Genomic DNA, 12,096 nt, shown 5'->3' on the forward strand with positions numbered 1-12,096 from the left:
GACTGGGAACGATCCATCGAAAGCTCGACCGCATGGGCAACCATCGCCAGCATCCGCATGATCACCCGCAGAATCGCAAGAGTCTCAATCAGTTGAGAAACTTTTGAATCAGGCTCTCAGGCTGCCGATCAGGGTCATCGAATTAAAGAACAAACCGGAACTTGCGAAGACCATTACGCAGATCAGCAACAATCAAAATTCCATTAAATCTCGCGATCTGAAGGCGAACCATCAAATACAGAGTCGCCTGAAAAGCGATTTTGAGAATAAATTTAAGGGAATATTTGATTATATCATAAAGAGAGGCGAAGCCCCTCAAGCTAAGATAGCTCTCAGTAACGAGGAGGCAGGCGCGCTTTTGCTTGCATTCGACCTACGCCGCCCTTGAAACTGCCACCAACTTTATCGCCTATTTGAAGATGATTACGGAGAAGTCTTTGGTAGGCCAGAAGTAAACGCCAACCGCATAGTATTTGTGTGGACCCTGGCACAGATCATATCGTTAAAGATGGAAATGATTAAAAATAAACCGTTTTCCTCTTATCGTCTGACAAGATTTTTTTTATTATATGTACTATCCAGACTTCTAAGCGACGACGTCACCGGAAACGGCATACTGCGAGATCCTAGCTCCATTATGGGAAAAGAAGAATGGGCGCATAAACTGTCATCTGCACTTGATCCAATCATATCTTCTTTACTGATCGATTTAAATTACGAAGTTGATCGTGCCGGAGATTCTTTTGATTACAAGTCAGAACTGAAATCACCTAACCGGGTCAGGGATCGTGCAGATGAATTGCTAAAATCGTACGAAAAGGAGGTAGCGAAGGACAAGCTCGGCAGTTTTGGCGCGAGATGGCAGCAATTGCAGTAATCACTCAATTACGGCGACGAGTGAATTGCGGTGCCATCACGGGGAAATTTTCTAAATGCGCGAAATTTACGGCATAAAAGCGCAATCGAGCGCTCAAGCTTCCAGATCGAGTTCGGGATATTCCCGGGCTAACGGCCGAATGAAACCTTCGTTCACCAGGAAGAATACGTCCCCGAGCGCGCGGGCAAATGCTTTGCGCTCCGGCCCGGCAGGCATACTGGAAATCACCGTATCAATACCGCCGAGCGCTTGGTCCAACGCCAATGCGGCGGACATCAGACGTTCTGCGATTTCTCGATCCATGGGCTCTCATATCGTCGCGGCGACGACAGCGCACCAGTTCCGATAGCCCTTAGCCCAAGCAACTTAGGCGGTCGCCGCCTTCAACAACGCCACCAGCAACCGATGCGCAGGCGTCGGCACGCCATGCTTCTCGCCCAGCCGCACGATCACCCCGTCGCGCGCATCGAGCTCCATCGGCCGCCCGGCCAGCCGGTCGTTATGCATCGAATTGCGCAGTGCCGGTGCCTGGGCGCGGTAATAGGCGACGATCTCGTCGGGCAATGTCGCGGGCAGGTCAGCACCCTCGGCTAGCCCGACCGCGCGGCATTCCGCGACCAGCACGCGGATCGCGTCGGCCACGCCCTCGTCCTGCGTGATGCCGAACGGCTTGTCGATCAGCGTGAGGATGATCCCGCTCGAATTGATCGCCAGCTTGCGCCACGCCGCGGTGGTGAAGTCCGGCGTGGTCTGCGCGTCGATCGACGTGCCCGCGAACAGCGCGACGAACGCGCGGCCGGCCGCGTCGTCGGGCACGGTCAGCGTGCCGTAGCGATGCTGATGAACCCGCCCCGGCGCCGAGCGCTCGGCCGGGATGTCGACGATCACCGGCACCAGCCGCTCCGGCGGAACGTGCCTGGCGAAGTTCGCGCGATGCTCGACGCCGTTCTGCAGGATGGCGATCCGCGTGGCGGCACCGGTCAGCGGCGCGAGCCAGCGCGCCGCCGCCGCAACGTCATAGGTCTTGGTCGCGACCAGCACCCAGTCGACCGGCCGCGCCTGCGCCGGATCGGCAAGTATCCGCGGCGTCGCGCGGATCGCCCCGCCCGGCGTCTCGATCACCAGCGCGTCGACCGGCGTACGCACGCACAGGCTCACGTCATGACCGGGAACCTGGGCGAGCCACGCCGCAACGGTCGCGCCGATCGCGCCGGGCCCGATGATGGCGATGCTGGTCACGATGTTACGCCTTTCGATCCGACGCGCCGCCGGGGCGTCGCCGGATGCTGCTAGAGCGGGATGACATGGGTCGGAGTCATCCCCGTCCGTTCGTTTCGAGCGCAGTCGAGAAACCTGGCGGAGCGCCTGTTGCCGTTTCTCGACTTCGCTCGAAACGAACGGGTTAAGGTAAAGTCATCCCGCTGTAGCCGATGCGATCGCACGACGTCCACCGGCGCCCATCGGCCCGCATCCCGGTGCCACGTGCCATACTCCATGGCAGCCACCCTCCTTGACCGAAATCGACCATGCGCTACCCGCTCCCGATGAACCCTCCGAAACGTCGCATGACCCGGCTCGCCATCGCCGCCGCAGTCCTCACCCTCAACGCTGCGCCACCCGCCTTCGCCCAGGCCGAGCGCGCGCGCGCCGAGGTCGAGCGGCAGGTGGCGGCGGGCCGTTTCAGCGGCGTGGTGCTGGTGACGAGGGACGGCAAGCCGCTGTTCCGCGAGGCATGGGGTCTTGCCGACCGCGAGTGGAACGTCGCCAACACCCCGACGACGAAGTTCCGCATCGGTTCGCTCACCAAGCAATTCACCGCCGCCGCGATCCTGCAGCTGCAGGAGGCGGGAAAGCTGTCGCTCGATGATCCGATCGCGCGCTATTATCCCGAGGCGCCGGCCGCCTGGTCGAAGGTGACAATCAGGCACCTGCTCACCCACCGCTCGGGCATCCCGAGCTACACCGCCATTCCGGGCTTTTTCGACAAGCAGGCGCATGACGCGCGCACCCCCGCCGAGGTCGTCGCGCTCACCCGCGACAAACCGCTCGACTTTGCACCGGGCACGAAGTTCGCCTATGACAACACGGGCTATACCCTGCTCGGCATGGTGGTCGAGAAGGTCTCGGGCCAGGGCTATGCCGATTATTTGAAGACCCACATCTTCGCGCCGCTCGGCATGGCCGACACCGGCTATGATGTCAGCGCCGAGATACTGCCGATGCGCGCGCGCGGCTATGACATCAAAAGGGGCCAGGCGTTCAACGCCGACTATCTCGACATGAGCCTGCCCTACGCCGCCGGCGCGCTCTATTCGACCGTGGACGACCTCGCGACATGGGTCGCGGCGCTGCACGGCGGCAAGGTGATCGGCGCGGCCGCGCTGAAGGCGATGTTCACCGACTGGGGTAATGGCTACGGCTTTGGCGAGTTTGTCGGCAAGAATCTCGGCCGCACCCGCTATGCCCATTCCGGCGGGATCAACGGCTTCTTCAGCGAGCTCGATTATTTCCCGGATGAGCACCTCACCGTGGCGGTGCTCACCAACCAGACCAACACCGCACCCGACACGATCGCCACGAAGTTCGCCGCGGCCTATCTCGATGCGCCGGGCATGCCGGCGACGGCCGCGACCGCCCCCTGATCATCGCGGCCCCGGGGTCGCGACCCGCAAACCGGCAACGACGATGCCACATGCCATAACCACCGAATAGCTGCATCCCGACGACGTCAGCCGCCCGCCCCCGTCGGCGGCACCTCGCACACCGCATCCAGCGACAGCGCGTACATGCGCGGCCCCGGTCGCCCCGCGCCGACTTTGAGCCAGCGGATCATCATGTTCGTCAGCTTGCTCGACGTGCCGATCGTGGTCGCCGTGTCGAGCGCCGCGATCCGCGCGTACAGCGTATCGCCCGCCATGCAGGACGGGCAGGGATAGTTGCGCAGGTCGAACGACAGCGGCGCGTTCGTCGCCCAGCCCGCCCCGCTCTTGGCCGGCGCGAAATAGGTGCGGTTTTCGGTCCATTCGAAGCCGCTGTCATAGCTGATGATCTTCACCGACGGATTGTTGCCGTGGTCGGTGGTGATCGACGGGATCGCCACGTCCAGCTCGGTGAAGTCGCCCAGCGTCGGCCATGGCTGCGTGCAATCGCGCAGCCGCCTGATCTCGTTATAATGGGTGTGGCTGCTCAGCAGGCCGACGATTTCGGGGCGATAGCCGGCGACCAGTTCGAGAAAGACCCGCTGCACCCACGATCCGACCTTCAGGTCGGGGTCGCTGCCCTGATAGGTCAGCGCGCCGTTCCACATCGTGGTGACGCCGGTCCCGCTGCCGCCGCCATAGCCGTCGGTCCCGGGCGGCACGTGCATCGCGATGATCACCTTCTCGCCCTTTGCCCGCGCTTGTTTCAGCTGCCCGTTGAGCCAGCTCAGCTGGCCATCGGAATCGGCCTGGTAGGTCCAAACGCGCTGGTCGTAATTCGAGGTGAAGATGGTGGTGTTGAGCGCGATCACGCGCAGCGCGGCTGCGGTCGCGGTCGCCTGCAGGGCATAGACCGAATAATAGCCCGTCGCGAGATTGCTGTCGTCGATCATGTCGCCCGGCTGCGCATTGAGCACCGGCTTGCCGCCCCATGCCGCCGACTGGCCGAGCGGTGTGCCGCCTTGCGCGGTGAACGCCTGGTAATCGCCCGCCAGCGAGTCGTTGTTGCCCGGCACATAGATCAATTTGGTGCCCGTCCCGACGATGCTCGCCAGCCCGTCGAGCGCGCTGGTGAACTGGCTGTCCGGGCGCGGGTCGCAATGCGACGGCAAATCGCCGAGATAGAGGGCAAAGGCCGGCTTCTCGTCCTGGATCACCTGTTTCGCCTCGGCCTGCGCGGCGGCCCATAAAGCGGCATCGGTCTCGTCACCGGCCTGATAGCATTTCTCGCCCGGGGTGCCGACATAATGCACGTCGGACATTGCGAGAAAGGTGCCCGGCGTCGCGGCCACGACGGGAGCGGGTGTCGGCGGAGCGGCCGCGAGCGGGGGTGCAACGGGTGCAGCTGTAACGGGTAGCGGAGCGCCGGCAGCGGGCGGCGCCGGGGTCGCGACCTGCCCCGCCGCCACGCCCGGCGCGGATCCGACCACCAGCGCCAACGCCATCGGCAGGGTCCGCCATGTCCAACACCGCTCCGCCCGCGTGCCGCTTGCCATAACCCGCCCCCATTTCAGCCCGTCGAACAGATGACCGTCAGATGCTGCGCCCTTTCGCGCGATCTGGCTAGTCTAAGGTTCGGCGTTACGGAGTCCTTCTCGCTGGGGATATAACTGGGCGAACTAAGGACGATTGTGCAATGACTTGGATGTCGACAATTAGCGCCGCGACGTCGATCATCTTGTCGACGAACTTAAGGACTATCTGTCCGACATCGATCGTTTCAGCAGCCGGGCCTGCGACGATGCCAGGTGCATGGCGGATTTGAGCTTACCTTGACCCATTCGTTTCGCGCGACGTCGAGAAAGCTGGCAGAGCGCCTGTCGCCGTTTCTCGACGTCGCGCGAAACGAGCGGGCTGGGGGGAGATTCAGCCAGATGTCATCCCGCTCCAGGCGTCGCCGCGACATGCGCGATGCGCCCGCTGGCGTCAGGGCGCGCCATCACCCACGCGCCTGCCGATCGCCATTGACCGCCCATTGCGCCGCAAACCCCCGCTGGTACGCCGGCCGCGCCTCGCCGCGCGTCACATAGGCGGCAAGGGACGGATATTCGTCGAGCAGCCCCGACGCGCGGAGCCGCAGCAGCACCGACACCATCATCAAATCGCCCGCGCTGAACCCGCCGTCGAGCCACTCGGCATCGCCGAGCCGCGCGGCGAGCGGCGTCAGCCGGTCGCGGATACGCTCCAGTACCAGCGGCAGGCGCTCCGCCGCCCAGGGCTTGTCGCCCTCCACCAGCCGCGCGATCGTCAGGTCGAGGATCGGCGGCTCGACCGTGTTGAGCGCGGCGAACATCCAGCCGATCGCGCGTGCCCGCGCATCCTTGTCCTCAGGCAGCAGCCCGGCATGGTGCTGCGCGATATGCAGCACGATCGCCCCGGTCTCGAACAGCGCCAGGTCGCCTCCCTCATAGGTCGGGATCTGCCCGAACGGATGCAGCGCGACATGCGCCGGCGCCTTCATCGCCGCGAACGACACCAGCCGCACCTCATAGGGCAGCCCGACTTCCTCCAGCGCCCAGCGCACCCGCATATCGCGCGCCAGCCCCTTGCCGCCATCGGGCGAGCGCTCGAACGCGGTGATGGTGATCGTCATCGGGCGGCTCCATATCCGGGGGCAGTGGTCAATCCGCCCTCATGACCATTCGACCACGACGATCACGTTGGCCGTCGCGGCAGCAAAGCGCTTCTCGGTGGGATGGGCGGCGAGCAGCGGACAATCATGTTTGAGCCAGCCCCCATCACCGAACAGCGGCGCCTCGGCCACCTCCACGTCGGGCCAGGAGAGCGGCTCGCCGGTATCCGGCCCCCACCAGTGCGGAAAGCCATTTTCGACATACAACACCCCGCCCGCGCAACGTTGCAACGATCCTTGCGGATTCCATGTCGAGCGGCTCAACCAGCGACGCTCGCGCACCGACCAGATACCCGACCGCTCCGCTGGCAGGTCGGTATCCTCATCGTCATATTCGGTGCTGGTGGTGACGACGATGCGATCATTGTCGATCCACCATGCCGCGCTGACCTCAGGATTGTTGCTCGCATCCGCCAACATGATGCCGGGGCCATCATCGGCGCGATCGAGCACGCGTGGCACCTCCAGCGCAAGCGTTACGTCGAGCACGCAGGCGATCTCGAAAGGATGCCACACCCATCCTGCGGAGAGCAGATGGCGGCCATCGGGACTGAAGCTCAACCGCGAATGAAAGATGTCTTCGCTCTTGTTGCGTCGCCGCGTCAGCCGCTTGCCCTCGGCCAGCGTATCGATGTGGATGCGGTTATAGTCGTCGGGGCAATGGGCAATCACCTCGCGGCCATCGGGTAATTGGCCGAGAGCGACGGGATAGGCATAAGCGTCTGCGCAATAATAGCTTCGATTGATCTCGCGTAAAATCTTGCCGCGATCGAGGACAAGGCCCTTGGTCGCCCGTTCGGCATAGATCACGCTGTAGCGTCCAGACGGCGAGACCACCGCCCGATCGCCACAAAAGGCGTAGTTGATGCCCGACTCGTGCTGACTCCCGTCCGTAACGGACCAACGCGTGCCACCGCCGACCCAATCGACCAGTTCGTCACCATCCCAGGCCAGCGACCTCGGCTGGAACGAGAAGGGAATCGCCGACAGCGTGCTGTTCACCGCTTCCACGCTACCGCACGTCCCGCTTCCTCACTTCAGCCCCGCCAGCCAGCGGATGACCTCGCTCGCCAGCCGCACCCGCGCGTCGGACCAGCCATGGTCGGTCGCTACGTGGACGCTGGTGACATGGCCGTTGCCCGCCGCCCTCGCGCCCTTGACCAGGGCGTCGGCCGGCGCGGCGAGCCCGTCGTCGGAGGTCAGCACGAGCAGCGGGGTCGTGCCGAGCTTGGGCGCCGCCTTGACGAAATCATAGGCGTCGGCATGCGCGATCGCCTCGTCGGCCATGATCGCCGGGCCAGTATCGGCCAGCGCCTCCATGCCGTTGTCGCCGAACGCCTTGATCGCGGCGGCGCGCGGCAGGCTGCCGAGCAGCCCGATATCGCCCGGCGAGATCAGCGCAGCGCCGATCAGCCCCTTGTCATGCGCCGCGGTCAGCGCGGTCGCCCAGCCGCCGAGGCTGTGCCCGATCAGCACCATGCGCCTGGTATCGAGGCCGAGCGCCGCGGCGTTGGCGGGGGAGCGCAGATACGCCAGCACCGCATCGACATCTTCGAGGTCATGCGCGAAGCGATAGCTCCCCGGGCTGCCCCATGATCCGCGATAGTTGAAGGTCACCACCGTCCAGCCCGCGCGGCGCAGCGCCTGGGCGAGGTCGAGATTCTTCTCGTTGCCGGGCAGGCCGTGGCACAGCACCACCACCGGATGCGGCCCCGCCCCCGCCGCGACATAGGCGAGACCGTTGATCGCCACCCCGCCGCTCGGGATATGCAGCACCGCCATCCGCGCGGGGTGCGCCGCGTCGTGCGGCGGATCGGTGAAGATCGCCGCGGGCACGTCCTGCGCACCGGCCGGCGCGGCGGCGCCGATACTCGCCAGCGCGGCCATCACGATCATCGCTGTCTTCATCACGCTTCCCCTTCGCCGAGTGCGTCATCATCCACCGGCGCGCGCGCCGATGCTAGCCGGCAAATGGCGCCTTTCCCACCCCGCCGCGCCGTGCCATCCTCGCCGCAACGACCAACGGGAGAGCCAGCCATGTCACAGGAAAATGTCGCGCTGATCCGCGGCCTCTACGATGCCTTCGCCGCCGGCGACGTGCCCGGCGTGCTCGGGCGGATGAGCCCCGACATCGTGTGGAACGAGGCCGAGAATTTCCCCTATGCCGATCGCAACCCCTATGTCGGGCCGCTGGCGGTGGCCGAGGGCGTGTTCGCGCGCTGCGGCAGTGAGTGGGATGGCTTTGCCGCCGTGCCGTTCGAGATACTCGATGCCGGCGACACCGTGATCGCGCTCGGCCGCTATCACGGCACCTACAAGGCGACCGCCAAGCCGATGAACGCGCAGATGGTGCATGTCTGGCGGATCATCGACGGCAAGGTCACCGCCTTCCAGCAATATGTCGACACGCTCCACGTCGCCCATGTCACGGGCGCGGCATGAGCGGGCATGTCGACCCGACCCGCGCCGCGTTCGACGCCTTCAAGGCGTTGCCGCGCGACCAGCCGGTCGAGATGCTCAACCTCGTGCGCTACCGCGACCGCGCCGATTATCCCGCCGGCCATGAGGCGGCCGGGCTCGGGCTGAGCGGGGCCGAGGCCTATGCCCGCTACGGCGCGGAGAGCGGGCCGATCTTCCGGCGTGTCGGCGGCGTCATCCTGTGGTCGGGGGCGCCGCAACTGGTGCTCACCGGGCCGGCCGACGAGGCGTGGGACAGCGCCTTCGTCGCGCGCTACCCGAGCGCCGGCGCGTTCCTGGCGATGGTGGTCGACCCGGCCTACGGGCTTGCAGTGGTCCACCGCCAAGCGGCGGTGCTCACCTCGCGGCTGATCCGCTGCGCGCCGCGCGACGCCGGGGCGGGGTTCGGCTGATGCACGGCGCGGCGTCAGCCCGGCGCATGGCACACCGCCTCGACATTGATCCCGTCGGGATCGAGCACGAAGGCGGCGTAATAGTTGGGATGATAATGCGGCCGCAGCCCCGGTGCGCCATAGTCGCGCCCACCCGCCGCGATCGCCGCGGCATAAAAGGCATCGACCGCGGTGCGCGTCGCGGCGGCGAAGGCGACATGGATGCCACTACCGCGCGGCCCGTCATTGCCGAGCCAGAAGAACGGCTTGCCATCCTTGCCCATGCCGATGCCGTGATAACCGCCGGTCTGCTCGGGGGTCACCTCCATCATCACGCTCACGCCGAGCGGGGCGAGCGCCGCCGCGTAGAAGGCCTTCGATGCGTCGAAGTCGCTCGCGCCGATGCCGATATGGTCGATCATGCCTGTTCCTCCAGGCAATAACTATCGCCGGCGAAAAAGCCCGGCTCAATCAGGGAGAGTCCTTATGCCCCACGCGACGCGGATGACGGCAAGCTTGTGCGGCCTGATCGCGATGCTCGTTACCGCAGGCCCCGCCCAGGCCGAGCGTTTGCGCTTCCACGCCACGCTCGCCGGCACCGCCGCGCCGACCGCGACGGGTTCGCCCGCGACCGGCCGCGCGACGATCCGCGTCGATACCGTCACGCAGCGCGTCTCGGTCGATCTCGCGATCACCGGGCTGGGTATGGACGCGCTATGGGACCGGTTGGTCAAGGGGCCGATCGGGCCGATCCATTTCCACGAATATGTCGCGCGGCCCGGCCAGCCCGACGATGTCGTGCTCGTCCTGCCGCTGCCTTATGGCCCGACCTACCGGCCGACGCGCCACGGCTTTCACGTGCGGATGAAGGACTATGACTATGCCGCCGGCGCGAAGCTGCTCGGCTCGACCGCGACCTTCGCGCATTTCGTCACTGCGCTGCGCGACGGCCATGTCATCCTCAACGTCCACACCGATCGCTTCACCGACGGCGAGATCAGCGGCACCGTCGCCGCCGGCTGAGCGTCGCGGCGGGGTTACTGCCCGCCGGGCTGTTTGAACTGCTGGCTCTTATACTGCTGGCTCTTGTACTGCTGACTCTTCAGCTGCTGGCTCTTGAGCTGTTCGCTCTTCCATTGCTGGCTTTTGTGTTGCTCGCTCTTCCACTGCTGCGCGCTGGGTTGGTTGAGACCGATCAGGACCCCCTGCGTCCCCTTTTGCTGATGGCTGGTCGGCTGGTTCAGCCCGATCAGCACACCCTGTGTCCCGGCCTGCCCGCCCGGCGGCGGCGCACTCTGCGCCTCGGCCGGCAGCGCGACGCCGAGCGACAGGCCCAGCATCGAGATCGCGGCGCCCAGCGCGGCCGTCGCCTGTGTCTTGTCGTCAGCCATCATCGTCTCCTTCGCCTTCGAGTTCTGCGTCGAGGATCGCCAGGTGCAGCGCCAGCCGCGCCTCGAGATCGGCCGGTTCAACCATTCCTTGCGCGCGGCAATGCGCGGCAAGCTGACCGTCGATGTCGAGCAGGTCGGTCGACTTCCCGGCCGTTTCGTCCGGCATACCCGCCGCCAGCCGTTCGCGCGCGCGGCAATACCAGGCGAAATAGGCATCGGCCGCCGCGATGAACGGCGCGGCACCCTGCGCCGCGACATAGTCCGCGACCATGCCGGCCTCGCCGAACTCGCCGCGCGCCCAGTTGCGATCGAGCATCACGAAATGCGCCGCGCCGTCCGCCGCGACCACGCGACCGAGCGGGAACAGCCGGCACACCAGCGGCCGGTCGGCATGCACGCCGCAACCGTCCTCGCCGAGAAAGATGCAGCGATCGACATCGTCCTGGCGCAGCGCACCGTTTGCGGTGAAGAACGCCCGCGCCTCGCTCGTGGAAACGCCCTTCGCCCGCGCCAGCCGCGCAATCTCATAGGGATTCACCTGGACGCGCTTGCCCGTGCAGCAGCGATTGCACCGCGTGCAGCGATAGCTGAAGGGCGTGGCAGGCCCCATGGTGGCGGCAGGCTGCTCCATCGGAGCGACTCATCGCATGACGGGCAACGCCTGTATTGGCGGTAAGCGACATCTCGCGACGTGCGCCGGCCCCGGATGGCATATGCGATCAGCGCGGGCGCTGCAGATCCTGCGGCGCCGTCCAGCGCGTCAGGCGCTCGCGATGCTGCTGGTCGGTATCGCGCAGCGCCGCGCCGGCCACCAGGCCGAAGATTGCCGCAGCGATCGCCACCGCCGGCAGATGCCGCCACGGCCCGATCGGACGTGGCTCGGGCGGCGGCGGACTCCAGTCCGCCACGCGGCGTGCCTTCCTGTGATGCCAGCCGAACTCCTCACGCATCGCGCCGCCCCCCGCCGCGACGATGATAGCGTGACGCTGGTTTCCGGATCGTAAGCGCATGCGTGCGTTCGTCGGTTTGACGACGATCAACGCGCTGCCGCGCGCACCGGCCTAGCGTGCGGCATCACCACCGGCGAGATCCTGCATGTCCGACATCACGCCTTTTGCCCGGCTCGGCGCCGCGCGCGTCGCGGCGATCGTCGATCGCTTCTACGATCTGATGGAGCACGACCCGTCTTTTGCCGGGCTGCGCGCGATGCATGATGCCGATCTCACGCCGATGCGCAGTTCGCTGACCGGTTTCCTCACCGCCTGGCTCGGCGGCCCGCGCAACTGGTTCAGCGAGCGTCCCGGCACCTGCGTGATGTCGCTGCACGGCGCGATGCCGATCACCCCTGCGCTCGGCGAGCAATGGGTCGCCGCGATGGACCGCGCGATCGCCGCTACGCCGGACATCGCGCCCGATCTCGCCGCGACGCTGTCGACCGCGCTCGGCCGGGTCGCGCGCGCGATGGCGCGCATCCCGCAAGCCGCGTAATTGCCTGGTTCAGGCGCGCGCTTCGACCACCGCGCCGCTATTATGGCGCAGCGCCTTGAGCACGGTCTCGACGATGGCATCGGCATCGAGCCCGGCTTCGGCATATTGCAGCTCGGGCTTGTCCTGGTCCTGGAAGGTGTCGGGCAGGCGCATGGTGCGC

17 protein-coding genes and 1 pseudogene are annotated in these 12,096 nt (G+C 65.8%); 8 read left to right on the forward strand and 10 right to left on the reverse strand.

From position 1 onward, the window contains the following. The 3 genes and pseudogenes from U1839_RS25970 to U1839_RS25980 all read left to right on the forward strand — a co-directional run. Positions 1–96 (forward strand): annotated as a pseudogene (locus tag U1839_RS25970) (IS5/IS1182 family transposase); the annotation flags it as partial. Positions 97–103: 7 nt separating this feature from the next. Continuing rightward, complete coding sequence (locus U1839_RS25975) at positions 104–388, forward strand: AIPR family protein (RefSeq protein WP_332806455.1); 285 nt, start codon at positions 104–106, stop codon at positions 386–388. Positions 389–508: 120 nt separating this feature from the next. Beyond that, positions 509–877, forward strand: coding sequence for a hypothetical protein (locus U1839_RS25980; RefSeq protein WP_332806456.1), 369 nt, complete (start codon positions 509–511; stop codon positions 875–877). A gap of 93 nt (positions 878–970) precedes the next feature. On the opposite strand, the gene U1839_RS25985 is transcribed toward U1839_RS25980, so the two are convergent. After that, positions 971–1,180, reverse strand: a complete 210-nt coding sequence (locus tag U1839_RS25985; protein ID WP_332806457.1) for a hypothetical protein — start codon at positions 1,178–1,180, stop codon at positions 971–973. 63 nt (positions 1,181–1,243) lie between these two features. Further along, positions 1,244–2,116: a 2-dehydropantoate 2-reductase gene (locus U1839_RS25990; protein WP_332806458.1), complete on the reverse strand. Its 873-nt coding sequence runs from the start codon at positions 2,114–2,116 to the stop codon at positions 1,244–1,246. 326 nt (positions 2,117–2,442) lie between these two features. On the opposite strand from U1839_RS25990, the gene U1839_RS25995 reads away from it, so the two are divergent. Next, positions 2,443–3,519 carry a serine hydrolase domain-containing protein gene (locus U1839_RS25995; RefSeq protein WP_332806459.1) on the forward strand — a complete coding sequence of 359 codons (1,077 nt, stop codon included), beginning with the start codon at positions 2,443–2,445 and terminating at the stop codon, positions 3,517–3,519. A gap of 86 nt (positions 3,520–3,605) precedes the next feature. Here U1839_RS25995 and U1839_RS26000 read toward each other — a convergent pair whose 3' ends face one another. The 4 genes from U1839_RS26000 to U1839_RS26015 all read right to left on the reverse strand — a co-directional run bounded on the left by U1839_RS26000 (position 3,606) and on the right by U1839_RS26015 (position 8,116). Then, complete coding sequence (locus U1839_RS26000) at positions 3,606–5,021, reverse strand: metallophosphoesterase (protein ID WP_332806460.1); 1,416 nt, start codon at positions 5,019–5,021, stop codon at positions 3,606–3,608. Positions 5,022–5,515: 494 nt separating this feature from the next. Further along, positions 5,516–6,169: a glutathione S-transferase family protein gene (locus U1839_RS26005; protein ID WP_332806461.1), complete on the reverse strand. Its 654-nt coding sequence runs from the start codon at positions 6,167–6,169 to the stop codon at positions 5,516–5,518. Between the two features lie 39 nt (positions 6,170–6,208). Beyond that, positions 6,209–7,219 carry a hypothetical protein gene (locus tag U1839_RS26010; protein ID WP_332806462.1) on the reverse strand — a complete coding sequence of 337 codons (1,011 nt, stop codon included), beginning with the start codon at positions 7,217–7,219 and terminating at the stop codon, positions 6,209–6,211. 21 nt (positions 7,220–7,240) lie between these two features. Next, positions 7,241–8,116, reverse strand: a complete 876-nt coding sequence (locus U1839_RS26015) for an alpha/beta hydrolase family protein (RefSeq protein ID WP_332806463.1) — start codon at positions 8,114–8,116, stop codon at positions 7,241–7,243. 129 nt (positions 8,117–8,245) lie between these two features. On the opposite strand from U1839_RS26015, the gene U1839_RS26020 reads away from it, so the two are divergent. Further along, positions 8,246–8,650: a nuclear transport factor 2 family protein gene (locus U1839_RS26020; protein ID WP_332806464.1), complete on the forward strand. Its 405-nt coding sequence runs from the start codon at positions 8,246–8,248 to the stop codon at positions 8,648–8,650. Beyond that, positions 8,647–9,078, forward strand: a complete 432-nt coding sequence (locus tag U1839_RS26025; RefSeq protein ID WP_332806465.1) for a DUF1330 domain-containing protein — start codon at positions 8,647–8,649, stop codon at positions 9,076–9,078. Before U1839_RS26020 ends, U1839_RS26025 begins: the two co-directional genes overlap by 4 nt. A 14-nt stretch (positions 9,079–9,092) precedes the next feature. Here the strand turns inward: U1839_RS26025 and U1839_RS26030 are convergent, their stop codons facing one another. Next, positions 9,093–9,479, reverse strand: coding sequence for a VOC family protein (locus U1839_RS26030; protein ID WP_332806466.1), 387 nt, complete (start codon positions 9,477–9,479; stop codon positions 9,093–9,095). Positions 9,480–9,543: 64 nt separating this feature from the next. Between U1839_RS26030 and U1839_RS26035 the strand changes: the two genes are divergently transcribed. Then, a complete protein-coding gene (locus tag U1839_RS26035; protein WP_332806467.1) occupies positions 9,544–10,080 on the forward strand; it encodes a CHRD domain-containing protein in 537 nt (178 codons plus the stop codon). Between the two features lie 14 nt (positions 10,081–10,094). On the opposite strand, the gene U1839_RS26040 is transcribed toward U1839_RS26035, so the two are convergent. The 3 genes from U1839_RS26040 to U1839_RS26050 form a co-directional block, all read right to left on the reverse strand. Then, on the reverse strand, positions 10,095–10,448 hold the full coding sequence (locus U1839_RS26040) for a hypothetical protein (RefSeq protein WP_332806468.1): 354 nt from the start codon (positions 10,446–10,448) through the stop codon (positions 10,095–10,097). Then, positions 10,441–11,079 (reverse strand): YkgJ family cysteine cluster protein, encoded by a 639-nt coding sequence (locus U1839_RS26045; RefSeq protein WP_332806469.1) that lies wholly within the window; start codon positions 11,077–11,079, stop codon positions 10,441–10,443. The genes U1839_RS26040 and U1839_RS26045 overlap by 8 nt, the downstream gene beginning before the upstream one ends. 88 nt (positions 11,080–11,167) lie before the next feature. Next, positions 11,168–11,458, reverse strand: coding sequence for a hypothetical protein (locus tag U1839_RS26050; RefSeq protein WP_332806470.1), 291 nt, complete (start codon positions 11,456–11,458; stop codon positions 11,168–11,170). A gap of 85 nt (positions 11,459–11,543) precedes the next feature. Here U1839_RS26050 and U1839_RS26055 point away from each other — a divergent pair, with 85 nt between their 5' ends. Next, positions 11,544–11,936 (forward strand): globin domain-containing protein, encoded by a 393-nt coding sequence (locus U1839_RS26055; protein WP_332806471.1) that lies wholly within the window; start codon positions 11,544–11,546, stop codon positions 11,934–11,936. Positions 11,937–12,096: the final 160 nt, after the last annotated feature.

It is taken from the genome of Parasphingomonas halimpatiens (genome assembly GCF_036663795.1).
GTDB lineage: Bacteria > Pseudomonadota > Alphaproteobacteria > Sphingomonadales > Sphingomonadaceae > Sphingomonas.